This is a genomic window from Paenibacillus sp. FSL K6-3182 (assembly GCF_037976325.1).
Lineage (GTDB): Bacteria > Bacillota > Bacilli > Paenibacillales > Paenibacillaceae > Pristimantibacillus.
Genome location: NZ_CP150265.1, coordinates 5,201,263 through 5,227,009, shown reverse-complemented (window position 1 = coordinate 5,227,009; position 25,747 = coordinate 5,201,263). Strand labels below are relative to the sequence as shown.

The following is a 25,747-nucleotide window of genomic DNA, read 5'->3' as shown; positions in this document are numbered from 1 at the left end:
ATAGAACCATATTTGTACAATAAATGATGGATTTGCTTACGAATTGAATGTTTAATTACAAAGCGTGCAGGAGGACCATATGTTAAAATTTAGTCTTTTAATATTTTTATTTTGGTTGTTTGGCAATCCGTTTATAGCCATTCTTGTCATGCTTCTCCTGCTGTATGTGCTTGATCGTCGGTTTGTCGGGTTAATGCCAAGCATATTTAAACCACTAAAAAGAATATCAAGAATAAAAAAATTGAAACAGCAAATTGATCGGTCGCCAAATGATGTGTCCTCCAAGCATGAGTTGGCTCGTCTTTTAATTGAGAGAAAGAAGTATAAAGAGGCTTTGACATGGCTTGTCCCGCTGCAGCCAATGCTTGATGAATCAGCTGAATTTTGGGATGACTTAGGGACTAGTTATTTATATACCGGTGATGAGGAAAATGGGGTAGCAAGCATACTTCGGGGGCTAGAGCTTAATCCACGCGTCAAATACGGTGCACCATACTTGAATCTAGCGGCTCATTTCTCGAATGGCCAAACAGAGCAAGCGCTTAAGCATATCCAATCCTTTCAATCGATAAATTCCTCATCTTGCGAGGCATATGATCAACTTACTACGATATATAAGAAATTAGGCAATACGGCTGAAGCTAAAAATGCCATTGAAGAAGGACTTCGTATTTATCGTATGCTTCCTCGTTACAAAAAGCGGCAGGAGCGCAAGTGGGCCGTTCGATTGTTTTTCAAAAAATGGACGGTTTAACCTAGAACGAAATACTAGCGCTTTGGTTGATATTCATGTATTTGTAATCATTTGTTAGTGATTGTCATATTGTCGTTTAGTTTAGGATGATCCATAATGGAAGCTATAATAAATAGAAGGGCAAGATGCTTGAGATGCAACGCAACATTTGGCTTGTGGCGATTAGTATTATCGTCGTTTTAGTTTTATTAAATAATACGGCTTATTATTTTCTCACAAAAAAAACGCTGGAAGATTCCTTTAATGAAGAGCTTCTAACACATGCCAAGCGGCTGGAGATTTCGCTCGAGCAATCCCGCGAAGGCTCGGAACAGTTTCAAAACCAGATTGGCCGTGAACTTCGTGCCGCCTCGATTGCAATTCAATATGCGCTTGATCCCGATATTGAGAAAGTAACGACGGAGCAGCTCATGGAGCTGCGCGATAAGCTGGACCTAAGCCACATTACCCTTCTCAAAAAATTGCCTGATGACATTGTTTTATACAAATCATCCAATGCTAAGCAAACCAATATTAGTACAAAAGAATGGAAGCCATGGTACGAGGTGTTCAACCAGCTATTCGAAAACAAAAATGCATCGGTAAACTGGCTTGGACAATCCCTTCCGAACTTCTGGAGCGGACCTTATGAGGTATCTGCAACAAATGTTGATAAGCTTAACAAATGGGGTTACTACTACGACGGAGCTACAAACTATATTATTGATCCTTATGTAGATTATGAGCGACAACAAAAGTATGAGAATGCGACAGGTGTTCACCGCATGATTGAAAATTCAATTCAAAGCAGCGATTCATTGCTTGAAATTGCTTTTATTAATCCGGAGACATTTCCTGATGGGAAAAATACGATTAATCCGCAAGGCGAGGTTCAAGGCCATAAAGTGCAGGAACCGATCTTTTACGGCACGTATAATATTAAATCAAAGCAGGATACGAATTTAGTCCGCAAAGCTTACTTTTCTAAGAAGACGGTCACCTTAAGAGAGAATATCGGCGGCAAAGAGATTTTCAAAATGTATATTCCGGTATTTGTTAATGAGCATGGTATTAATATTACGGATCGTGACGGTCAGCCTATGAATAGCTATGTGCTAATGATGACCTCTGATTATCACGTCATTCAGGATAAGCTGGACTCTCAGTTTCTGAATTTAGGCATTATCATTTTAATTGTTACCTTTTTCAGTTTGTTGATAGCTGTATTTGCGATGAGATATTATAGGCATTCTCGCGATAAGGTTGTTCGCGTCACGCAGGAAACCTATGTGGAAGAGATTAATCAAATGTTCCAGTCTATTCGAGCGCAGAGGCATGATTTCTTGAATCATGTCCAGACCATTCACTCTCTCGCAGAGCTTAACAAATCGCATGAGCTCGTTGCTTATACGAAGGAGCTGACCGGTGATATTCGATTAATGAACGATATTATCAATATTGGCAATCCGGCCATAGCAGCTTTGGTTCGTTCCAAAATTTCACAAGCGGAAAGCAACAAAATTCAATTCAGCTGCTCCTTTACCGGATTGAATATGCAGGAAATGGGCGTTAGAACGCTTGATGTCAATCGTATGCTTGGCAATTTGATCGATAATGCTTTTGATGAGGTATTGAAATACTCGGAGGATCGACGCCATGTTACACTTATCGGCAAACAAACGGCGGTTATGCTGGAGTTTACGGTAACAAATAATTGTGACGATGCGGAGTTTGCCATTTCGAATCCTATATTTGAAGCGGGTTATTCCACTAAGCAGCAGGATCATCAAGGCTTAGGCTTATCGATTGTAAAAACGATTGCGAAGCAATATAAAGGTGATGTTTATGTGGCTGCAGAGCCGGCTGGGAAATTAACGTTTACTGTGAAGATGCCATTATAATATTGTTTTGTGCCTTGCCGAGCGGAGATCTTCGCCGGCAAGGCTTTTTTTATGCTGTAGCTTATTTCATTTGCAATTGTAATCCAGCTTTTAACGTCAAATGATGGCACCAGCCTTATTGGCTTGGTATAATAGTAAGAATGCAAGTGAACGGAAAGGAAGCGGGTGAATGTCTATGATGCACCTCAATGAAAAGCTGCACGCGCTAATTGAGCAACAACTGAACGTCCATGTTGAGACAACGATTATGAAGCGGGGCTGGCATTATTACATGGAAGGTAAAGTGAACAGCGCGAATGAGGGGAGCCATGATCATCTTTATGGGGTCGTGCAAGGATCGGATCTTTATGCGGTCATCCTTGATGCTGGTCAGCTGCGTTATAGCTCATGTACTTGTCCCTATACAGGATTTTGCAAGCATATGGCTGCTGTTTACTTTCAATATTGCAGTCAGCAGGAAGGGGGACATACACTGGCGGAGCGATCTTATTTTCGCTTGCTGGGGTTGTCTTCCGCGAGTGCGCTGCTCAAAAATACACAGGCTGCAGCACCGCCGCCCGAAGCAGCGCCTGCTTTGCCTCGCGAGCCCGGTGAACAAGCTTCAGCTGAGGAATGGCTGGAATGGATGGAAGCGACACATGGCGACGTTTGGCGGAAATGCCGGCACTCTCTCCATGCCCTTCAACCATTATTGTCCTCATTAAAGGGGCTTGCTAAGGATTGGGAAAAAAGGATGCAGCGTTTGCATTGGTCAACAGCCATCATCTTTGTGCTGGAGCAAGCAGAGCGAGCGATTAATACGGTGGACTCGTTCAGCAGATATTATCATGAAATGTCGTTCATCCGGATGGCAGAGCCTTGGGTGGAGCATTTATATACATTGGTATCCGAGCTAACTCCCGAAGCAATGGAGCTGCGGGAAGAAGCTTGGGCGGATGCATTAATCGCTCGAGTGAAAGTATGGGCATCGAGTACCGAAAAGCAGCTTTTTGACTGGGAGTATATCTATTTAGTTTTATGCGAGAAGCTTTCAGAGAGCCGCAGCTGGTTTGAACGTGAGTTAGCGTCAATGGTTGAGCTGTCGATGAATGAAGATGTCGAAGACGTCAATAAGGCATTTTTGCATACTGCGATTGGCATCATGTATTTTTTTGACAAACAGGATGAGAAGGCAATTGCTCATTTTGCATTAACAAGCTTTGAGCGTTCTCAGAAAGTGATGTATCCTTGCGCCGCACAGCGGATGGAAGAAGGGAAATGGGAGCTTGTAGAGCAGTGGATGAGCTTCTTGTTCGAGCGAATCAATAAATCGAAAAATGGCCGTTCGGTGGGACCGTTCGTTACATTATGCCGAAGAGCAGATCTTGACCGGCCTGAAATGCCGATATGGACCGATTATATGAAGCAATTGCTGCCCCATTCTTATTCAGAATTATCTGACCATTGGCTCGACCAGAAGCGTTATGATGAATGGGCTGATTTGCAAATGCTGATTGGATCAAGCCCTGAGGATGTCGGCGCTCATGCGCTTCGAGAAATTGCTAAGCTTGCGCCTCGCGCGCTAATGCCCATGTATCATCAATTGGTTGAATCGTCCATCCAATCACGGAACCGTCAAGGCTACCGTATTGCGGTTAAGCAGCTTAAGAAGCTGGAGCGGTTATATAAAGCAGATAAAGATGAAGTGAGATGGAATCAATATATTTCTGGACTTGTAAGTAAGCATCAGCGATTGCGAGCATTTCAGGAAGAGCTGTGGAAAGGGAAAATAGTTACATGAGAACTTACATTGGCGCGCGCAAGTTGACGATAGACGGATTTTGGAACGAAGAAGAGGGTACGTCCATTTGGTTAAGCGCTGTCGATCGCAAGGATTCCGCGGATGGCAAGCTGCGATCCTTATTGTTCGCATGGCACAAGGCATCTTGGTATGGAGCGGATGTAGAGGAAGTCAGTGTTGGTGAGCGTAAGATGCTGAAGGTTCCGCCGCTCCTTGCCATTGATTATTTATCCTCGCCTCAGCATGTTCGCCTGCTTCAAGTAGAGTGGACGGAGCGTTTGACGGTCTTGATGCAAATGGCAGAGTTAATAAGAATTGCGCTTCTTAATGGTTGGTATATGCCTGATTGGGAGCGTTGGACGGAAGAGAAGCGAAGCTGGAGAATGGCTATTCCTGAGCAGGATACCGAGCGCAACCAGCAATGGAGTGCTATTGTAGCAGCTGCTAATCAGAACGGCGATAAAGGAATTGAACAGTGGATTAGCGGAGCAATTGAGCAAATGATTGAAGAAAACGAACAGGCTGCACAGGCTTGGAGGGAAATAGGCAATGCTTCTGGAGAAGCGGTGCTGAGGAGAAAAGCAGTTGATGAGGAAGATTGGCTCATTGCCATTGGGCTTATGAAAGATGTCCTCCCATTCCGAATTGCGCTTCAGCTAGTGGAGCCGCAGGAGTCTTCCATTTGGAGGCTTCGACCCGCTCTGCAAAATCGTGATGGTGGACCGTGGCTGCCTATTCGCCAGAATATCAGTGAGGATGGCTGGGAAGCGGATACGGATGATGGACAAATCATTCCGCAAGAATGGCTTCCGCTTCTAGATGGCAAGCTGGCTAAGGAGCAGCAGAAATGGATGAATGCTCTTCCTGATCTAACAGAAGTGGAAAACGACGGCAAGCTAAGATACACCTTATCGGATAATGAAGCATGGAAGTTTCTTGAGCATGCAAGCGTTCAACTGCTGGAGGCAGGTTGTCCGGTCTTATTGCCTAGCTGGTGGGAAGCGGTTCGCAATCGCAAGCTTCGTTTGAAGGCGAAGATGAAATCTTCAGTTGGCTCAGCGGCTCAGCCCATGTTTGGACTTGATCAAATCGTACAATTTGATTGGAAGCTGGCTCTTGGTGATGTGAATTTGACCGAAGCCGAATTTCTACAGTTGGCAGAGCAAAACCGTCGTCTCTTCAATGTCGGCGGCGAATGGGTTCATTTGGACCCACAGGATGTGACGCAAATTAAACAGTGGCTGAAGCGGATGGGTAAGCGAAAAGGACTATCTTTCCGTGATGTGCTGGAAATGCATTTAAGAGGTGGCATCCCGCTCGATGACAGCGGTGAGCTTGATTCGTCTATGGACACGGAAGTTGAGCTGAATGACCATTTAACGGCATGGCTCACGCAGCTGCAGCAAATTAAGGAAATACCGCAGGCGGAAATTCCAGCGACGTTTTTGGGAGAGCTTCGACCATACCAGCATGAAGGCGTATCGTGGCTGCTTTTTCTTAGGAAATTCGGGCTTGGCGGTGTGCTTGCAGATGATATGGGACTCGGAAAAACGATTCAATTTATGGCTTACCTTGTCTATATTAAGGAGAAGAAACTTCAAATGGGAGGGCCTTCGCTGCTTATTTGCCCAACTTCAGTAATAGGCAACTGGGAGAAGGAGCTCGAGCGTTTTGCGCCTTCGCTTAATGTCATGCTGCATTACGGCAACAAACGGGAGAAAGGCGAATCATTCCGCGATTCCGTTTCAGGGGCAGATTTGGTCATAACTTCTTACTCCTTGGCACAGCTGGATGAAGATGATTTGTGTTTAGTGGATTGGGATGCTCTTTGCCTCGACGAAGCGCAAAATATTAAAAACGTATATACAAAACAATCTACAGCAATAAGGAGGCTCCCTTCGAATCATCGCCTGGCACTGACAGGAACGCCGATGGAAAATCGATTGACAGAGCTCTGGTCGATCTATGATTTTATAAATCCAGGTTATCTTGGCAATATGACCGAGTTCCGCAAGGAGATCGTTACACCGATAGAGAAAACACGAGATGAGAAGCTTATTGCTGGCCTTCAAAGCTGGGTTAAACCATTCATGCTGCGAAGAATTAAGAAGGACCCTTCGATTCAGCTGTCTTTGCCGGATAAAAATGAAACGAAGCTGTATATGACGTTGACAGCTGAACAAGGCGCGATGTATGAAAATTTAGTCGCAGACCTCCTTGAGAATTTGGATAAACTAGGTCCAATGCAGCGCAGAGGCCTCATTCTTGCAGCTTTAACCAAGCTGAAACAATTATGTGATCATCCTTCCCTGCTTAATCATGAGGATAGCGCTGCTTTATGGGAAATAGAACGTTCGAATAAAGTAGCAAGGCTGCTTGAAATGTGCGAGGAAATAGCTGCCGAAGGTGAACGCTGCCTTATCTTTACCCAATATATCGATATGGGGCACCAACTGAAGCAGCTGCTTGAGGAACGAATAGGTTTGCCGGTTCCTTATTTGCATGGCGGCGTGCCTAAGGTGAAGCGGGATCAAATGATTGAGCAGTTTCAAAATGCGGAGGAGCCGTGCTCTGCATTTGTCCTTTCACTAAAAGCAGGGGGAACGGGTCTTAATCTGACCGCTGCAAACCATGTTTTCCATTTTGACCGGTGGTGGAATCCTGCCGTTGAGAACCAAGCGACCGACCGGGCATTCCGAATCGGCCAGACGAAGAAGGTTCAAGTGCATAAGTTTATTACACTCGGAACGCTTGAAGAGAAGATCGACGAGATGATTGAACGAAAGCAGTCGCTTAACGATCAAGTGGTCGGTCAATCGGAGCAGTGGATTACGGAAATGTCTACTGAGGATCTTAGGGAGCTTTTTGCACTGCGAAAAGGCTGGCTAAAGGGATGAGGGATATAATTGTCGGATGGCAGTTTACGTGCAAAGCAAGAAAAATTGCAGCTTGAAGGTCAAAAAACGAATAGTGAAGATAAAATATCACATAATGAAAACAATATTATAGTGGAAAATAACCATATACAAGGTTCTATTCCAGAGTGGCAGCGATTTTATGAGGTTGTTAGAGGGATAACGAAGGATATGCGTTACTAAAACGTAAGATTAATTTACATAGCCCGTCGGGAAAAGTAACCCGACGGGCTATAAGATTTTATCCCTCTTTTGAAAAATGAGAGAATTGTCTCCCTAACTCGTCGTTTTTTTGACCTCCTTTGAATTGGTTCTGCAGGACTATAATAAATGTGCGAGGCAAACAAGCAACACCATAAACGAGGAGGTCTTCCCAATGAAAAAGAGATCTACACTAATTGCCACTACGCTGCTTTCCCTTATGATTGTCGCATCGGCGTGCGGCGGTAACAATGCTGGTAAAGGAAATGAAGGCGCTGCAACAAATGCTCCAACGAATGCAGCAACGGATGCTCCAGCAACCGATGCACCAGCAAAGGACGTAACATTGTCCCTTCGCCACACTCAAATTAAAGAAACAAGCAAAACTCGTTTGAAAATTCTTGAAGATGTTGTTGCAAAAACACAAGACGAAAATAAAGGTCTTACTTTCAAGCTTGAAGGTATCGACGAGATCGTTAACCGCGATCAAAAGCTGAAAGCTGAAATGGCTGCTGGCAACCCTCCTGATATTTTTGAAGTATTCGGTGGAGCAGACCTTAACCTTTATGTAAAAGCTAACCGCATGCTTGACTTGACACCAATCATTGCAGAACTTGGTCTGACAGACAAATTTGCAAGCTTGGACGAGTTCACTGTAGATGGCAAAGTATATGGCCTTCCTTTCGGCGGCTATAGCGAAGCGATTTTCTACAACAAGAAAATTTTCTCTGAGCTAGGCTTGGAAATTCCTACAACTTGGACGCAATTGGTTGAAATCTCCGAAAAAATCAAAACAGCTGGCTACACACCACTTGGTTTGGCTGCTAAAGACGGCTGGGTAAACGGTATGCTTTGGAACACAGTTATGGAGCGTAACGTTGGTATCCAAGCATTCAGCGATGTTGTTGCTGGTACTGCAAAATGGACTGATCCTAACTTCGTTAAAGGTCTAGCTTCTTATGCTGAGCTTGTTAACAAAGATTTCTTCACTAAAGGTGCTCTAGGTCTTGCATACGCAGATCAAGGCGCGCAATTGCTTTCCGGTAAAGCAGCAATGGTATTCACAGGAACTTGGGATGCTAACCGCTTCTCAGGCGACGAAGCAGGCGACCTTAAAGGTCAAATCGGTTACTTCGCGTTCCCTTCAATCGAAGGCGGCGCTGGCGACCAAACATCAATCAATGCATCATACTCAAACGGCTTTGGTTTCTCTGCTACGCTAACTGAAGATCAAATTGCAGCAGTTAAGAAATTTATCGCTAACTTCTATTCTGAAGAGGTTCAAAAACGTACTTTGGTAGAAGACAAATTGCTTCCTTCTTTGAAACTAAGCGATCTATCTGGTGTTGATCCGCTTACAACTGAAATCTTGACGGTTATGGCTAACGCTTCCAGCTCATGGAAAGCTTATGATGCAATCGTTCAACCAGCAGTAGGCGCTGACATTAACGTTGGTATTCAAGAGCTTATTGGTAAAGTAAGCACACCAGAAAAAGTAGCTGCAAAAATTCAAGCATCACAAGATAAAGCGAACGCAGCTAAGTAATCGCAACACATTACATTCGATCCTGCTATGCAAGAGGGTGTGCTTCCTTCCTGGAGGGCACCCTCTTTTAACGCTAGGACAAAAGGAGGACATTATGAACAGAGCGCTCAAAAATCCGATTACTTACGTGGCGTTCATTATTCCGACGCTTGCTTTATATGCTTTGTTTTTTGTTTATCCCGTTATCGTATCTTTTTTTTACGGTTTCTTTCGTTGGGATGGCATTACTGAGAAGGTGTTTATCGGATTTGATAACTTTACGAGATTGTGGCAGGATGAAATTTTTAGAAAAGCACTTTTAAACAACTTTTATTTCATGGCGTTTTCCCTAATCGTGAACATTCCGCTCGTCTTCTTGATTTCGATCATTATTAGTAAAGTTAGACGGATGCGTGACTTTTACAAATCGGCCGTGTTTGTGCCGGTTGTTATATCGACGGCTACTGTAGCCATTTTGTTCGGCGTTTTGTACAACTATGATTCAGGAATGATCAATCAATTAATTCGTCTTGTTGCACCAGAAAGCTGGGCGCGCGAATGGTTGTCGGATCCCAAGCTTGCAATGCTCTCGATTCTTATCGCGAATGCATGGCAAAATATCGGCTTCTTCATAGTACTTTGTTTGGCAGCAATTCTAAACATTCCGAAAGAAATTATCGAAGCTTCTAAGCTGGATGGCGTAACCGGCTGGCAAGAAACATGGATGATCACATTGCCGCTTGTAAGACCAATCCTATTTGTAATGCTGCTTCTTTCTGTTTCGGGAACGATGAAGGTGCTTGATATCGTACAAATCATGACGAACGGCGGTCCTTTCCAATCCACAGAAGTTATGGCGACTTATATGCTTAAAGTTGGCTTCCGCTCTCTTGAACTTGGATATGGCAGCGCGATCGGTGTTGCGATGTTCATTATTATTTTGATTCTTACGGGTATTTTACAGCGCATCACAAAAAGCGAGGAGGTGCAGTACTAATGGAACGTTCCCGAGGCACACAATGGTGGATGCATACATTTTTAATGGGGTATGTTGCAGTAGTGCTCTTCCCTCTGTTATGGTTATTCATGTCATCATTCAAAACAAACCGTGAAATAACAGTAAATACATGGTCTTTGCCAACTAGCTTTAACTTTGATAACTATATCGCTGCTTGGGAAACGGCTAATATTGGTAAATATGCGCTGAATAGTACAATTGTAACCGTTGCAGCTTGTGTATTGACGCTCCTATTTGCAGCGATGACTTCATTTGCGATTGCGCGGATGAAATACACGAAGATGAATAAAGCTGTTTATAATTTCATTTTACTTGGCTTAATCGTCCCAGCAGGTGCATTGTTTATCCCGTTGTACCGTTTAATTCAAAAGATCCATTTGTTTGGACAGCCATTATATGATACGCATTGGTCATTAATTTTGGTATACACCACATATGCTTTGCCGATAACCGTGTTTATTATTTATGCATTTATGCTTTCGATTCCAAATGAGCTTGAGGAAGCTGGCATTATGGACGGGCTAGGCGCAAGCGGCCTGTTCTTTAGAATTATTATTCCGATTTCGATGCCGGCACTAGTTACTGTATTTATTTTGAATTTCATTGGCAACTGGAACGAATATATTTTGTCCCAACTATTTATAACATCTGAATCACTCAAAACACTGCCAACGGGTATGGCAACCTTTAATGATGGCTACCGCACAAACTTTGCATCGCTGTCTGCTGCGGTAATCATAAGCATTATTCCGGTCCTGGTTGTGTATGTGTTCTTGCAGCGTCAAATCATTGAAGGTATGACTGCAGGCAGTGTGAAGGGATAAGAAAGAAGGAGCCTCCTAGATGAACTTGAGACCGAAATTGATGCTTGCATTCATATTTCTAATCGTCATTCCGATGATTGGCCTCGGCATATTCTCATTTATTAATTCTGAGACGCTGCTGGAGAAAAAGTATAGCGAGCAAACCGAAATTTCGCTCAGGGCTGTAGGAGGCAATATTCATTATTTCTTTCGAGAGCTTGATCAGCTATCCGATGGTAATTTAACGAGCACAGAGGTGCAGGAAACACTGAAATACAGCTCGTATAATTCCAATGATGCCGGCACGCTCATTCAAATTAACCAAGCAGAGAAAGAAATGAAACGGATTTTGTTCCAACACCCTGCTGTCAGCTTTGTTGTGCTGTATGCGAAGGATGGGACGATGTTCCGCTCTTACCGCAACGATCCGACGACGTTCAAGCCTATTTCCTTTGATATGCTCAAGCAGCATTCCGTCTATAAGGATGTTATGAATCTTGGCGGACGTCCGCTTTGGATTGGACCTTATGAACAGCGTGAGCTGACAGGTGTTGAACCGCCTCTATTTACACAAATTCGTGTTGTTAAGGATATTGAGTCATTTAATGATTTGGGCGTAATGATTACGCAGTACAAAACGGAAGAAATATCGAGCATGCTCAAAACCTTTCAAAACCCGCAATCCAATGCAGCCGAAACAAGATACCTCATTGTCAATAAAGCAGGCCTTATTATGCTAGACAGCAAAAAAAAGATGGATGGTCATAATATAAACGAACAGACCGATTCATTGCCGCAGCACACGAATAACTACAACAGCTCGCGAGAAAAGTTTGAAGGTATAGACAGTCTTGTTTCTTCCTATCAATTGGATCGCAATGGTTGGATCCTTGTGTCCATAAAGCCTTGGGATTCACTTACTAACGAAAATGTTCGGTTTGTTCAGTGGATTGGGATGATTACGGTCCTTGGTTTGCTATCGGCGGTATTGTTCAACGTCTTTTTTGTTAACCGAGTAGCGAAAACGATCATTAAAGTTGTTCGTAAAATGAGATTGGTTGAGCAGGGGTTGCTTGATATTCGAGTAACAGCTCAAGGTAAGGATGAAACCGTTCTACTGGCCAACAGCTTCAATAGTATGGTTGAGCGAATCGGCAATTTGCTTAGTGAAGTGCGCAGAGAGCAGGCACGTAAGCAGCATGCGGAAATGATGCTTATGCAGGCACAGATTAAACCGCATTTCCTATTTAATACGCTCGAATCGATTAATGCTCTTGCAGCACAAAATGAAGGCGCGAAAATTATGTTGATGGTGCGCAGATTAAGCAATTTGCTTCGCACAAGCATGCATCAATCCGAAGAAATAAGGATCAGCCAAGAAATTGAGCATGTCCGCAGTTATTTGGAAATACAGAAATACCGCTTCGAGGAGCTTTTCTCATACGAATTGAATGTCCCGGCAGAAGCACTTGATTTCTCCATACTAAAGCTTTCGCTTCAACCGCTCGTAGAAAATAGCATTCAGCATGGGTTTGATGGTTATGAAGACGGACAAGGCAGGATATCAATTGATGTAACTGCTGAGCCTCATCAGATCGTCATTATGGTTCGTGACAACGGATTAGGCATGAGCTCCAGAGTGCTGACTAAGCTGTCAGCAGAGTCAGACTCTGAAAGCAAGCAGACCGATGCTGCGCAAATGGGTGAGAGAAGAGGACTTGGATTACGAAATGTTGCAGATCGCTTGCGCATACATTATGGTCCTGCGTTCGGTTTGTGGATTTGTAGTCAAGAAGGCAGCGGGACCGTTATTCGCTGTGTAATTCCGAAGAGCAGAGGTGATCAGCTATGACGGGTAAAGTACTCCTAGTTGACGATGAGGCACATATTACGAGAAATTTAGAAAAAGTTATTCCCTGGGAAATGCTAGGGCTTACTGTTGGCGGTACAGCTAAAAATGGTGTTGAAGCGTTAGAGCTTATGGAGCAGCAACACTTTGACTTATTGCTGTGCGATATTCGCATGCCGGTTATGGATGGTTTGGAGCTTGTTCGGCATATCCGTGATAAAGCAATGGCTTGCGATATTATTATGCTGTCGGGATATCAGGATTTCGCTTATACGCGAACAGCAATTCAATTTGGCGTCAATGATTATGTGTTAAAGCCGATACCTTATGATGAATTGACTGGTGTTATTGCTAGAGTAATGTCTACTCAGCGCAGTAAGCAGAAGCTGCAGCAGGAAGAGAAGCAGAAGCTCGGCCGGATGATCGATCTCGCTAGCGAGAAAATTTTGTACGATATTATTATGGATTATACCGATGTTACTGCAGATAATTGGCTCTTGACCGGAGATGAACAGCAGCTCAAGCGGCAGCAGTTCGTCTTAATTGTGCTTGATCTTGATGTAAGCTCGGAGAAGACGAAGGATTGGCGTGACTGGTCCGATAAGGAAAGAAAGCTGTGGAATTTTGCTGTATGTAATGTACTGCGTGAGAAGCTGCAGCAAAATGGGCTGCATCATGCGGTCATTCAAATTCGAGATGGTGAGTGGTGTGTGCTCATTGAAACGGAGAAAACAGCTGAATTTGATATTGCCTTCATTAAAAACTGGGCAGACATGTTATTGTCTGCGATTAAGAGCCATGTAAAGCTGAATTTATTTGCAGGTATTTATCATAAGTTTGCAGCGGTTGCTGACTTATCCCAAGCCTATAAGCTTGTACAGCAAGGGATGCAGCTTACGCCTGTCCATGACATTATCGCTATTTATCCATCCGCTCAGCAAAAATCATCACAAGCAGATCAAGCGTTTTGGGATACCGCGGAGAAATTAATTGGAGCGGTTAAACGCGGGGATACGATAAGCGTAGACAGCGAGCTTCAAAGTATTACGCTGCTCTTGCAGCGAATGAATGAGCCTTCATTAAATCGTGTGAAGCCGCTGCTTCATTTCTTTGTCCTGCATCTTATGCGTGAGATGAAAGAAATGGGCGTATTTACTCGCGAGCAAGAGGATATGCTTTGGCGCAGATTGGATCGCCGCTTTGGCATTAAGGATTTATTATCAGTTATTCGTCAAGTTACGAATACGGTTTCGGAGAAATCTATGGATAAGAAAAAGCAATCGGAACGTTCAATGGCTGAAGCGAAAGCCTTTTTGGACCGCAATCTTTATCGCGATCTAAGTGTTGAAGAAACGGCAACTCATGTCGGTTTAAGCACCTCTTATTTTAGTTTATTGTTCAAGCAGACTTTTGGCGAAACGTTTATCGAATATGTAACGCGGCAACGGATGGAGCGCGCGAAGGCAATGCTTGGGGAATCACTCAAGAGCGTTGCACAAATCGCGAAGGAAGTCGGTTATGCGGAGCGGCGATATTTTACAAAAGTATTTATGAAATATACAGGTGAGAATCCTACCGATTATCGTACGAGACGGCAAGAGGGTGGACAACATAACGAGGCTTTGAATGAGCCGTCGTAATAGGGTTGATAAGTGAAGGGATGGGGAAGCATTGACGACAACGCGTGAGTGGGATAACTGGAGCTTGAAGAAGAAGGTTGGACAATTATTTGTATTTGGCTTTCATGGCTTTGAGCCAACGGCGCAAATTAAGCAGTTAATTGAAACGAGCGGCATTGGCGGAACGATCTATTTTTCCCGCAATGTGAAGGATGCTAAGCAGGTGCACAAGCTTAGCGGCGAGCTTCAAAGCATCGCAAGAAAAGCTGGCAATCCGCCTCTATTCGTAGCGATTGATCAAGAAGGCGGCATGGTTGCAAGACTAGTTGACGGTGTAACACTTATGCCGGGCAACATGGCACTTGGTGCAACCGGCGATAAGGAGAGCGCTAGAGAGACAGCATTTGTATGTGGTGAAGAGCTTCGTCAATTGGGTGTTACGATGAATTATGCGCCTTGTATTGATGTTAATAATAATCCGGATAATCCTGTTATTAATGTACGTTCGTATAGCGACCGCTCTGATGTCGTTGCGGAACTCGGAGCAGCCGCAGTAGCAGGCTATCAAGCTGCACGAGTTGCAGCGACTGTTAAACATTTTCCAGGGCATGGCGATACGGCGGTGGATTCCCATCATGCGCTGCCGATATTGCTGCATGGGCGTGATCGGTTAGACGCGATTGAGTTGAAGCCGTTCCTGGCTGCAATTGAAGCAGGCACGGATTGCATTATGACAGCACATGTTTGCTTGCCGGCGCTTGATCCATCAGGCGTGCCATCGACTTTGTCTGAGCCTGTCATCACGGGTTTACTGCGCAAAGAGCTTGGTTATGACGGGATTGTTGTGACAGATTGTTTAGAGATGGATGCGATTGATAAAACCTATGGTCCAGAGCAGGGCGCTATTAAAGCGCTGCAAGCGGGAGCCGATATGGTGCTGATCAGCCATACATTTGATAAACAATGGGCTGCCCTTGAAGCCGTTGTGCGTGCTGTTGAGAACGGTGAGCTTGCAGAAGCTCGTATTAACGAGGCGCTTAATCGGATCATGACACTTAAGGAGAAGCTTGTGCTTGAGGAGCCATTGCTGCCGTGGTCACAAGTGGAGTGGGAAATTGGTACGGAAGTAAATCGAGCTGTTGCAATTAAATGGAGCGAGGCTTCAGTTACATTAGTAAAAGACGATGGGCCATTGCTGCCATTAAGCCGCGAGAAAAGCACGCTCGTATTGTGGCCCAAAATTGTCCCTGTTTCGGTGGCTGACGAAATGCTTTCAGGTGACGGCTCATTAGGTCACTTTCTTGGAGAGTATGGAGCTAATATCGTCGAGCGTCAAATGGATGATGATCATCCACTCGCTGATTTGGAAACATTCTCACAAATCGTCGTTGTCACTTACGACGCTTCCAAGCATCCCGTAGAGCGCGATATTGCACGCGAGGTCGTAAAATTGGCACCGGAGCGTACGATAGCTGTGTCGGTTCGGAACCCGCTTGATCTATTGCTATACCCGGAAGTAAAAACGTACATGGCAGTGTATGAGTGTCGTCCACTCGCGCTAGCTGCTGCTGCGAGAGTATTGTTAGGTGATCTTAAGCCGCAAGGCAAGCTGCCGTTAGAAATTTCGGCTGCGTACCCATTCGGCTGGAGTGCTGCTATTCATAGCTAATATAAACCAAAGCTGGGCCGCGAGATATATCTCGCGGCCATTTTGTATGGAACATTTATTGTCCAATTAAATTGGAATAGGTTAAATCATGCAAAATATAAGCCAGGAAAAAAACAACACAGTCATTCTCATAGCGATGCTGAACCTTCACCAGCTGGTTATAATAAGTATCAGCGTAATGAGGGTTATTTCGCATCTCAAGGCTTGCTTTGATTAAGGCGTCCAGCTTGTCGGAAATATCAACGAGCTCGCCATTTGCATCTGCTGACTTGCTGTGTACTATGAATTCGGTCATATCTTCATGAAAAAACGATGGAAGCTTATTAATCATGAACTGAGCGGTTTCTTTCTCGTATTGCTCGAAAGCGTGTTTGATGTCTGGATTATTGTGCTTGAAATTTGATACGACATCGCCGGATAAAGCTTCAGGCAAATCATGAAGGGCAGCTTTGGCGAGCAGCTTAAAGAGATCGATATTTTTATTGCCGAAGCGCTCGATTTCAAGCAGCCCATTAAACAAAGCAAGTGAAGCGACTCGGAAGGAATGTGTCGCATCATTGTCAGGAACGAGATTATAGCTGCCGTTCCATCTTTTTACGGTATCGAGATTCATAATGTATTGGATAAATTCATAAAAGCCATCATGTTTATCGTATTCATCGAGCAGCCAGTGTATGGATGGAAGCTCTGTGCTTCGCAGCACTTGTTCGAGCTCCTTATATTTGGCATGAAAGAAAGGATTCGTGTCATACCGGGATTCTCTGTGGCAATACAAATAGGCATCCAGCGTATCGATGGCATCAACTAATCGTCCAATAGGTGAATCATCTTGTGCATGGACGATAAAATCGAAAGCTTTTGCCTGTAGAGACTTGGATAGGTACGAGACAATCTCCTTGCTAAGTTCCATCTCGAAGTCTCGGATATGATTCATAACGAGCGATTCTTTTTTGGTGACATGTTTAATGGAGCCGGTGCCCGTGTTTTTGAGATCACCCCATAAGCATCTTCCTACAAGCTTCAGCTTATCTAACGGCTGCTTGAATATTTTTTCTTCAATAATACCAATCAAAATAGACAATGCAGCGCATCTAAAGCTATGAGCGGAGGCGTTATCCTCAAATCGTGGAGCATATTCGCTCCATCTTGGTACATATTGCATCCGAATAATTGTATTGGTGAATTTACCGTTTTTCATAAATCGGGCTCCTTTTTTGTCGAAGTTCAAGAGTTTCCGTTCATGTGCGGAGTGTCTATGTTATTATATAGCTTATGTACAAAATCGACTAGAAGAGGTAAATGAGGGAAAGATCATGCGTGAATGGGGTTTAGCTTTTAACCAGCAATTTGAGAGATGGATGTTCATCATTATTCCAGGATCGTTGATACTTGGCTTTCTATTTGCAACACAGCTTCAGCCTTTAATTGAAATGGTTCCTTACTTATTTGCCTATGTCACGCTAACGATGGCTATTGGCTGCGGATTAGGACAATTGCGAGAGGTATTGAAGCGGCCGGGCATTATGGGGCTTACCTTTTTGATTGCTCATGTCGTATCTCCGCTGGTAGCCTATGGACTTGGGGCACTCGCATTTGGTGCAGATTCGCCCTATGTGGTGGGCCTCGTTTTGTTTACGCTTATACCAATCGGAGTGTCTACCGTGCTATGGGTTGGCATGTCAGGAGGCAGCGTTCCGCTTATGCTAGCCATGGTTGTGCTCGATTCAGCGCTTAGTCCACTGGTAGTGCCGGCGGGTATCCATCTGTTTTTTGACTCCGCTGTTGAAGTGAAGGCAGGACCTATTATTGTTGATTTACTCGTTATTATTGTACTTCCTACGATCATTGGCGTCGCCCTTAATCAAATGAGTCGAGGACGTATTCAAAGTATCGTGCAGCCCTTTACAGCACCGCTTTCCAAGCTTTGTTTCGTCGGTGTTGTCGCGTTAAATGCATCGGCTATTGCGCCTCATTTAGGAGAGCTGAAGCAGGATATGCTGCTGCTCGTTCCGATTGTTGTGCTGCTGGTTAGTGCTTGTTACGCCTTCGGCTACATTGGAACGGCGCCGCTTCGCAAACACGAGCAGCAGGTGACCGTTTCCTATGCAACAGGAATGCGCAACATTTCTCTTGGCATTGTGCTGGCGCTCGGTTATTTCAGTCCAATAGCTGTTGTGCCTGTTGTGTTGTCGATTCTTATTCAGCAGCCTTTAGCAACAGTGTACCATTATGTTTTACAAAAACTTAATAATCACAAGGGTAGCGAAAGTACTGCGACGCATGTACCATAAACGATGTGTGCATGATTAAACATAAGGAGTGAATGTTAATGAACAGCTTCCGCACTAGGCTGACGCTCATCATGATTGCGATGATCGCATTATCGGTCAGTGCAGCAGGATTATTTATGGTCAAAACGTTCAAAGAAAACCATATCAAAGCGCTTGAAGACAATATGGTTCGTGAGATGCAGATCATCTCGGCAAAAATGAATTGGAAATCAGGTGAAATTTCCTCCTTATATGACTATTATACAAATGAGGCAAAGGAGCTCCAGCGTTATGCGGGTGCTCGAGTAACCTTTATTCGCAATGACGGTGTCGTGTTAGGTGATTCAAATGGAGATCCTCGGGATATGGACAATCATCTAAACCGTACCGAAATTAAGGAAGCATTGGCTACAGGAACAGGAAGATCGATTCGGGCTAGTGAAACGGTTAGACAAAATATGATGTATGTTGCTATTCCTGTAACGGTGGTGCCGGGTCAAGCGCCTGATGTGATTCGCCTTGCGATGAGTTTGAAGGAAGTTGATGAAAGCATACGTCAATTGACGATGATGCTGTTCTTAGGCTTGCTTGTACTTTTCCTTATTGCAGCTTTTATTAGCTACCGCCTGGCACTTGGTCTGACAAAACCGCTGGAGCAAATTACGAAGGTTGCTAAACGCATCAAAAATATGGATTATTTGGCAAGAGTAAAAGTGATGAAGCAAGATGAAATTGGTGAGCTTGGAAATGCTATTAATGCTATGGCAGACAGCTTGCAAGTTCAAATGACGCGTATCCAACAAAATGAGAATCAGCTTGAGAGTGTTCTTGATAATATGATTAATGGAATCGTCATGATTGACCTAAATGGAAAAATCGTATTGATGAACAGACGTGCAGAGGAAGTGCTCGGCTTCTCCGCTCGTGAGCTCGTTGGCCGTCATTATGCAGAAGCGAAGCAGCAATACGAGCTGTCGCAAATGATTCAAGAGGGTCTTAAAAGCAAACAGCATCTGCGTGAGGAAATTACGTTTTATTTTCCAGAGGAGAGGCTGCTGGAGCTTAATCTGGTGCCGATTCATCCGGAGGGGAATGATTTCTCTGGAGTGCTGCTCGTATTGCAGGACGTTTCCGCTATTCGCAGATTGGAGAGGATGCGCAGTGAATTTGTCGCAAACGTCTCCCATGAGCTGAAAACGCCGATTACTGCAGTAAAAGGTTTTGCTGAGACGCTGCTTGGCGGCGCGGTTAACGATGAGGAAACAGCACGTTCTTTCTTGCAAATTATATTTGATGAGTCAGATCGGCTTAACCGATTGATCGGAGATATATTGGAGCTGTCCAAAATCGAGTCACGGCGAGTGCCGCTTGTGTTCTCGCCTGTAGAAGTGGATACGTTCGTTCACAAATCGATTAAGCTGATGGAATCAGAAGCGGTACGCAAAAGAATTGAGCTCAGCATGAACATCGAGCCGGGTCTTTATGTTGAAGCCGATGAGGATCGTTTGCGTCAAATCATTATGAATTTGTTATCGAACGGGATTAACTATACGCCTGAAGGGGGCAGAGTATCCTTAAAGGTTGAAGGTTTGGGCGATGATCATATTCGCATTCAAATTAGCGATTCCGGCATCGGTATTCCGAAAAAGGATCTGCCGCGTATATTTGAACGGTTTTATCGCGTAGACAAAGCACGTTCGCGCAGCTCAGGCGGTACGGGGCTTGGATTATCGATCGTTAAGCATCTCGTTGAGCTTCATAAAGGTACAATTACTGTAACAAGTGACGTTGGTGTAGGATCTACATTCACGATCGAGCTGCCTGTACTGCAATAGAAAAAAAGATTTACCTATTCTTCATGAATCCGTGATAAACTAAAGCTAAACGTTCTAAATATGCGGATGCGGCGTCTTTGGCGCCGCCATTCGCCAGGTTGGAGGTAACATGTCGCATAAAGTGCTCGTCATTGAAGATGAACCGACATTAGCAAGGCTTTTGTCGTACAATTTGACCCAAGAGGGCTATGAAACGACCGTTATCGATCATGGCGGGGAAGGCTTGCAGACGGCTTTGCAGCGCAATTTCGATTTGGTCATCTTAGATATCATGCTTCCTGGCATGAACGGCTTTGAAATATTAAACCGTCTTCGCCAAAATGGCGTAAGAACACCGGTCATTATTTTAACAGCTCGCAATGCGGAAGAAGAGGTTGTGCAAGGACTGAAGCATGGTGCTGATGATTATATTACGAAGCCGTTTGGCGTGGCTGAGCTTCTAGCACGCGTATCCGCGGTGCTTCGTCGGACACAGCTTGATGATAGCAAGCCGATCGAGTCTTCAGAGAAAGTCATCACAGCTGGTGATTTGTCCATCTACCCCGAGAAGTATGAGGTCATCTTAAACGGCGATACGATTCCGCTTAGACCGAAGGAGTTCGAGGTTCTGCTTTATTTAGTACAGCGTCCAGGCATGGTAATTACGCGGGATGATCTTATGAATGTCGTGTGGGGCTTCGATTATATCGGCGGCCAGCGTACGGTTGATGTTCATGTGAGCTCATTGCGGAAGAAGCTGGAGCTTGGTCAGCAATCTGTACAAATCGAATCGATCCGTGGTGTAGGTTATAAACTCGTTATGCCAAAAAAGCTCGTTACCCCGAAATTATAGGGTGGACGAGCTTTTTCTAATGGAAGTATTCATTTTCTCCTACTTATCTTATATTTCTCCCTCAAAGCTGCTTCAGCATCCAAAGGACGCTAAAGGCATTTTTGCTTGATAAGCAGACTATTGCCGGTTAAGCACAAGCATCTTACGCTGGAATTGCTTAGGCGAGCAGTCGTTGTATTTTTTAAACATTTTATAAAAATGTGCCATATTCGGCATCCCGATTCGCTCACCAACCTCCGAAATGCTCAAATCCTTCGTCAGCAATATTCGTTCAGCCCATTTCACCTTGCGATAATTCACATATTCCGTAAAGGAAAGCCCGATCGTTTTTTTGAAATATTTTACGAAGTAATAATAGCTCATATTGGCGATCTTGCAAACCTCTTCAACTTGGATACGATCCGTCAGATGATTTTCGATATAATCGAGCACCGGTTTCAGGCGAATGCGCTCAAAGTTATCTTGCTCAATCAACACTTTGCGGCTGTCGTTGCGAAGCAAAAGCAGCAATATTTGCTTGACTAAAACGCTGACTGCCAGCTCGTAGCCAGTTTCCTTATGAGTCGTCTCGTGCAATAGCTGATGAATGTAAGAGACAGCTTGCTGCTTTGCCGTGTTGTTTTCTTGGAAAATATAATTCGCTTTACTGAGCGGTGTTTGGGTTTCTGAGAAGTACCGCATATAGGGAATCGTGCTTTGATCAAAAAACGGTTCCAGATCGAATTGAAGCACAATATAATCGAGCAAGTTATGGCTGCGATCGGAGTGCAGCTCCGAAGCTCCGATAAGCACGATGTCGCCAGACGTCAGGTGAAAGCTTTCTTCATCGACGTAAACGTCCAGCTCACCCTCAAGAATGAGCAGCAGCTCAACCTGTTTATGATAATGCCAGTTTGTATAACCGTCCAGACTGCGAATGGGGCGAAAAACGCGCAGCGACAGCAATGGGTTTTCGTATGCGACTTTTTCATTTATTGCTTCCAAATCTAATGTTACCCCCTTGGCGCTGCATGACAATATCCTTATTGTAGTGAATGCTTTCACCATTAGCAATAAGGGAGCGGTATAAATGATGCGCGATTGCTCATTTATCGTTAAAATAGATATAACTTAGCAAGTATACGGAGTAAGGGATTAGCAGAGAGGGTTGGACGACATATGGAACGGGATTCAATAAGGGATTATGGTTTGGAAAATGTGCTGCTGCTCGACCGCATGAATGAGCTGGATGAATTAGATGTGTTATATCCATTTGCGCTGGATGAGCTGCTTTGCAGAAAAACAGGGCAGGGAGGTCCAGCCATTTGCCATATTTGGCGACACCCAAGAGCATTTGTTATGGGACTGCGCGACAGCCGATTGCCAGGCGCTGCCAACGCTGAAATGGCTCTTCAATCGGAAGGCTGGTCTACTGCTGTGCGCAATTCGGGAGGAGCTGCGGTACCGCTTGATTTGGGGGTCATTAATATATCGCTGATCATGCCGAAAAAGGCGTTGGACTCCTTTCATTTTCATGATGATTTTGAAAAAATGTATGGGCTGATTCGTCATGCATTACAGGAGACGAGCTGCAAGGTAGATAAAGGGGAAATCAAAGGCGCTTATTGTCCTGGCGAATTTGATTTGAGCATTGGCGGGTATAAGTTTTGCGGAATCGCACAGCGTCGGCAGACGCATGCCTTTATTGTACAAGCTTTTATTGTAGCGGATGGATCTGGCCAGGAGCGGGCCAGCTTCGTTCGATCCTTCTATGATAAAGCTGCGCAGGGGGAAAACGAAAACGATTATCCGCTTGTGGCTGCTGAAAGCACGGCTAGTTTGGAGCAATTGACACCGCTTGGCGCAGGAGCCGGAGATGCTTTTGTCAAAGCGGTCAAACGAGTCATAGCTTCGCAGCAGACGGAAGCGGGTATGAGAGAAGCAGAGTCGAAGCTTGTAATGCCGACAAAAGAACAAATCATAGAAATGGCTAATATATTGCGTTCCAGGTATTCGATTCCATCTCAATAAATTATGCTAACGTTCCGTTTTACGGATGAGCTGATTGACGACCTCTGAGAAAATAAGGCCAATTGCAATGGCTCCTGAGAGCATGAATGCTTTTACGGCTAGCTGCACGGCAATGTCATAATTGTCTTCCACGACGTTTCTCATAGCATCGTAGGCGAGTCCGCCGGGAACTAATGGAATAATGCCGGATACGCTGAAGACGATGATGGGCGTTTTGTATAGCTTTGAGAATAGCTGGCTCACTACGGTTACGATAAAAGCAGCAATTAACGTCGCAGGAATGGTATCCAGCGACAGCTCTGTGCAGGAAATATAAATGAACCAGCCTATCATGCCAACAACGCCGCAGTGCACAAGCGTTCGCTTCGGTACGTTGAAGATGAGGCCGAAGGCTGCTGAAGCTATAAAGCTAGTGACTAGCTGTTCTAATATCGACAACGTAATACACCTCCGAATTTTGCGAAATATAAGAAAGTATATCATTTTCTATTACTTATCTTATATTTCACCGTCAAAGCTACTTCAGCGTCTAAAGTACGCCGAAGGCGTTTTTGCTTGATTAATAAAACGAGAGCACCGCGGCGATTCCTGCACCCACAGCGAATGCTGTGAGAAAAGCTTCTGCTCCCTTCGAAAGCCCTGATACAAGGTGGCCAGCCATCAGGTCTCTGACTGCTGCTGTAATATGCAAGCCGGGCACAAGAGGCATAACTGAGCCAATAATAATTTTATCGAGGTCAAATCCATATCCTTTATGTACAAACAGCACGGACAAGGTGCCGATCAGCAAAGCCGTAATGAACTCGGAGAAAAACTTGATCGGCACGATTCGATGCAGCTTAACTGAAAAAGCGAAACTAATGCCGCTGATGAGCACAACAGGGATGAAGTCGCGCCAGCTGCCTTGGAACATGATAAGAAAACAGCCGCTCGCTATCGCAGCAGCAATGATTTTCATCCAAACCGGATAAACGAAGGCGTTAGAGTCTATTTCCTGTAAAAGTCGGTGTGCATCGCCAGCAGCCAGCGTACCGGTGCTAATTTTTCTGGAAATATCGTTGACTAAGGATACCTTAAGCAAATTCGTCGAACGCTCGGAAATACGAATGAGCTTCGTCATTTGGGATGAACCGTCAATGGCAAATATAATACCGGTCGGCGTGACGAAGCTATGGGAGTTCTCTATGCCGTAAGCAGCTGCAATTCGGGACATCGTATCTTCGACACGATAGGTTTCGCCGCCGTTTTGCAAAATGATTTTGCCGGCCAATAAACAAATTTGTGTAATCTCGTGGCTATTGATGATGCTTTTATCCATTGCGGCCTGCCTCCCCATTCCGAGCGAAGTTGTTCTTTATCCTGTTCTTACTTGCTGCTTTTGGTTTGATGCTCGAATTCAGCGCGAATTCGTGCGAGCAGCGCAGGATAGGCAAATACGTCGTATGCGGTTGCAGCTAGCATTTTGGCACCAAATAACATGCCGTCCAGCGCATATTCGGTCATTGCCGCATCACGAAACGCCTCCGTATGAAGCAGCAAACGATCTTGTACCACCTTGACGTAAGGATGAATAGCTGGACAGCGAACGGAGACGTTGCCTAAATCAAGCGAGCCATGATCCTTGCCGATTTCCATATCCTCAGGGCGAATGCCTGCCTCGATCAGATTCGTATTGAACTGCTCGGACAATGCTTCATTAGTAAGCAGCTCATCATAAGAGTATTCGAAACGATTTGTTGTAACGGTGCAGCCCGTCTGCAATGCGGCCCCTTCTGCACAGCGCAGCACTTTCGCAGTGAGCTCGTTTGTATAAGTACGTGAAGCCGAGCGGACATAAAATTTGGCCGATGCATAATCAGGAATGATGTTCGGCGCCTTGCCGCCGTTGTCAATAATACCATGAATGCGCGCATCGCTGCGTGTTTGTTGGCGCAGCGCATTAACGCTGTTGAATAGCTGAAGCACAGCATCCAGCGCATTAATTCCTTCATATGGACTTGCAGCTGCATGCGCGGCTAGACCATGAAATTCAAACTGCACAGCATCCAGCGCTAGTGATTCGCCTGAACGTTCAAACGTATAGTATGGATGCGCCATTAAAGCGAAGTCGCAGTCATCGAATAAACCTGCCTCTGCCATTGGTACTTTCGCTCCGCGTGTTTCCTCAGCTGGCGTACCATAGATGCGAATTTTTCCGCCAATGCCGCTGTTTATCAAAGCCGCTTTAAGTCCGACAGCTGCTGCCATGCTCATAGCGCAGATGAGATGATGTCCACAAGCATGTCCGATTTCTGGCAGAGCATCATACTCGCATAAGAAGCCAACTGTCGGTCCAGGGCTTCCTGTATCATAAACACCGATAAAAGATGTCTCAATGCCTAAAATACCACGTTCAACCTCAAACCCGTATTTTGCAAGCTCCGTACAAAGCAGCTCCGAAGCAAAAAACTCCTCATGTCCAAGCTCTGGCCGACTGCCCACCGATCGTGATACCGTGCGAAAAGCTTCCGCATATTTATCAATTTCATTAAATATAAGATTTTTATCGGTCATTATATTTTTTTGCCTCCTGAAATGAAGTGAAATCTATGAATTCGGCTGTATGTTCGTAGTAGGTCGGCTGCTAACAGCGGAAAGTCTGCTTTTAGCACGTATGTGTTCTTACAACCTCCGAAGTAACCTAGCTAAGCGTCTGTAAGAACCTATAGGTTCTTACAGAGTCCGTCAGGCGTGCTGCCAGCAGCGGAAAGTCTGCTGGCAGCACGTATGTGTTCTTACAGCCTCCTA

At 44.8% G+C, this 25,747-nt stretch carries 20 protein-coding genes; 15 read left to right on the top strand and 5 right to left on the bottom strand.

All coding sequences use genetic code 11. The features are described 5' to 3' along the window. The first annotated feature begins 79 nt into the window (after nucleotides 1-79). The 11 genes from MHH56_RS23110 to MHH56_RS23060 all read left to right on the top strand — a co-directional run bounded on the left by MHH56_RS23110 (nucleotide 80) and on the right by MHH56_RS23060 (nucleotide 16,013). A complete protein-coding gene (locus MHH56_RS23110) occupies nucleotides 80-754 on the top strand; it encodes a hypothetical protein (protein ID WP_339204024.1) in 675 nt (224 codons plus the stop codon). Between the two features lie 125 nt (nucleotides 755-879). Then, a complete protein-coding gene (locus tag MHH56_RS23105; RefSeq protein ID WP_339204023.1) occupies nucleotides 880-2,634 on the top strand; it encodes a GHKL domain-containing protein in 1,755 nt (584 codons plus the stop codon). 169 nt (nucleotides 2,635-2,803) lie between these two features. Then, nucleotides 2,804-4,414 carry a hypothetical protein gene (locus tag MHH56_RS23100; protein ID WP_339204022.1) on the top strand — a complete coding sequence of 537 codons (1,611 nt, stop codon included), beginning with the start codon at nucleotides 2,804-2,806 and terminating at the stop codon, nucleotides 4,412-4,414. Next, nucleotides 4,411-7,311 (top strand): DEAD/DEAH box helicase, encoded by a 2,901-nt coding sequence (locus tag MHH56_RS23095; RefSeq protein ID WP_339204021.1) that lies wholly within the window; start codon nucleotides 4,411-4,413, stop codon nucleotides 7,309-7,311. The genes MHH56_RS23100 and MHH56_RS23095 overlap by 4 nt, the downstream gene beginning before the upstream one ends. Nucleotides 7,312-7,320: 9 nt before the next feature. Further along, nucleotides 7,321-7,512 carry a hypothetical protein gene (locus MHH56_RS23090; RefSeq protein ID WP_339204020.1) on the top strand — a complete coding sequence of 64 codons (192 nt, stop codon included), beginning with the start codon at nucleotides 7,321-7,323 and terminating at the stop codon, nucleotides 7,510-7,512. A 193-nt stretch (nucleotides 7,513-7,705) separates the two neighbouring features. Further along, nucleotides 7,706-9,076: an extracellular solute-binding protein gene (locus MHH56_RS23085; RefSeq protein ID WP_339204019.1), complete on the top strand. Its 1,371-nt coding sequence runs from the start codon at nucleotides 7,706-7,708 to the stop codon at nucleotides 9,074-9,076. Between the two features lie 94 nt (nucleotides 9,077-9,170). Further along, a complete protein-coding gene (locus MHH56_RS23080) occupies nucleotides 9,171-10,052 on the top strand; it encodes a sugar ABC transporter permease (protein WP_076270206.1) in 882 nt (293 codons plus the stop codon). Continuing rightward, nucleotides 10,052-10,897 (top strand): carbohydrate ABC transporter permease, encoded by an 846-nt coding sequence (locus MHH56_RS23075; protein WP_076270205.1) that lies wholly within the window; start codon nucleotides 10,052-10,054, stop codon nucleotides 10,895-10,897. The genes MHH56_RS23080 and MHH56_RS23075 overlap by 1 nt, the downstream gene beginning before the upstream one ends. A gap of 19 nt (nucleotides 10,898-10,916) precedes the next feature. Continuing rightward, the gene (locus tag MHH56_RS23070) at nucleotides 10,917-12,728 is read left to right on the top strand and encodes a sensor histidine kinase (RefSeq protein WP_339204018.1); all 1,812 of its coding nucleotides are present in this window, start codon (nucleotides 10,917-10,919) and stop codon (nucleotides 12,726-12,728) included. Further along, nucleotides 12,725-14,365, top strand: coding sequence for a response regulator (locus MHH56_RS23065; protein ID WP_076270203.1), 1,641 nt, complete (start codon nucleotides 12,725-12,727; stop codon nucleotides 14,363-14,365). The genes MHH56_RS23070 and MHH56_RS23065 overlap by 4 nt, the downstream gene beginning before the upstream one ends. A gap of 31 nt (nucleotides 14,366-14,396) precedes the next feature. Next, on the top strand, nucleotides 14,397-16,013 hold the full coding sequence (locus tag MHH56_RS23060; RefSeq protein ID WP_339204017.1) for a glycoside hydrolase family 3 protein: 1,617 nt from the start codon (nucleotides 14,397-14,399) through the stop codon (nucleotides 16,011-16,013). A gap of 55 nt (nucleotides 16,014-16,068) precedes the next feature. Here MHH56_RS23060 and MHH56_RS23055 read toward each other — a convergent pair whose 3' ends face one another. After that, a complete protein-coding gene (locus MHH56_RS23055; protein ID WP_339204016.1) occupies nucleotides 16,069-17,211 on the bottom strand; it encodes a YfbR-like 5'-deoxynucleotidase in 1,143 nt (380 codons plus the stop codon). Between the two features lie 115 nt (nucleotides 17,212-17,326). Between MHH56_RS23055 and MHH56_RS23050 the strand changes: the two genes are divergently transcribed. The 3 genes from MHH56_RS23050 to MHH56_RS23040 all read left to right on the top strand — a co-directional run bounded on the left by MHH56_RS23050 (nucleotide 17,327) and on the right by MHH56_RS23040 (nucleotide 20,950). Then, entirely contained in the window at nucleotides 17,327-18,304 is a 978-nt protein-coding gene (locus MHH56_RS23050; RefSeq protein ID WP_339204015.1) for a bile acid:sodium symporter family protein, read from the top strand. A 38-nt stretch (nucleotides 18,305-18,342) separates the two neighbouring features. Further along, the gene (locus tag MHH56_RS23045) at nucleotides 18,343-20,118 is read left to right on the top strand and encodes an ATP-binding protein (RefSeq protein ID WP_339204014.1); all 1,776 of its coding nucleotides are present in this window, start codon (nucleotides 18,343-18,345) and stop codon (nucleotides 20,116-20,118) included. 109 nt (nucleotides 20,119-20,227) lie between these two features. Next, nucleotides 20,228-20,950 (top strand): response regulator transcription factor, encoded by a 723-nt coding sequence (locus MHH56_RS23040; protein ID WP_076270199.1) that lies wholly within the window; start codon nucleotides 20,228-20,230, stop codon nucleotides 20,948-20,950. A 117-nt stretch (nucleotides 20,951-21,067) separates the two neighbouring features. Here the strand turns inward: MHH56_RS23040 and MHH56_RS23035 are convergent, their stop codons facing one another. Then, nucleotides 21,068-21,934 (bottom strand): AraC family transcriptional regulator, encoded by an 867-nt coding sequence (locus MHH56_RS23035; protein ID WP_339204013.1) that lies wholly within the window; start codon nucleotides 21,932-21,934, stop codon nucleotides 21,068-21,070. A 174-nt stretch (nucleotides 21,935-22,108) separates the two neighbouring features. Between MHH56_RS23035 and MHH56_RS23030 the strand changes: the two genes are divergently transcribed. After that, a complete protein-coding gene (locus MHH56_RS23030) occupies nucleotides 22,109-22,960 on the top strand; it encodes a lipoate--protein ligase family protein (RefSeq protein ID WP_339204012.1) in 852 nt (283 codons plus the stop codon). Nucleotides 22,961-22,966: 6 nt separating this feature from the next. Here MHH56_RS23030 and MHH56_RS23025 read toward each other — a convergent pair whose 3' ends face one another. The 3 genes from MHH56_RS23025 to MHH56_RS23015 form a co-directional block, all read right to left on the bottom strand. Then, the gene (locus MHH56_RS23025; RefSeq protein ID WP_339204011.1) at nucleotides 22,967-23,443 is read right to left on the bottom strand and encodes a threonine/serine exporter family protein; all 477 of its coding nucleotides are present in this window, start codon (nucleotides 23,441-23,443) and stop codon (nucleotides 22,967-22,969) included. Between the two features lie 76 nt (nucleotides 23,444-23,519). Continuing rightward, complete coding sequence (locus MHH56_RS23020) at nucleotides 23,520-24,278, bottom strand: threonine/serine exporter family protein (RefSeq protein WP_339204010.1); 759 nt, start codon at nucleotides 24,276-24,278, stop codon at nucleotides 23,520-23,522. Between the two features lie 47 nt (nucleotides 24,279-24,325). Continuing rightward, entirely contained in the window at nucleotides 24,326-25,513 is a 1,188-nt protein-coding gene (locus tag MHH56_RS23015) for a M20 family metallopeptidase (protein ID WP_339204008.1), read from the bottom strand. Between the last annotated feature and the right edge of the window lie 234 nt (nucleotides 25,514-25,747).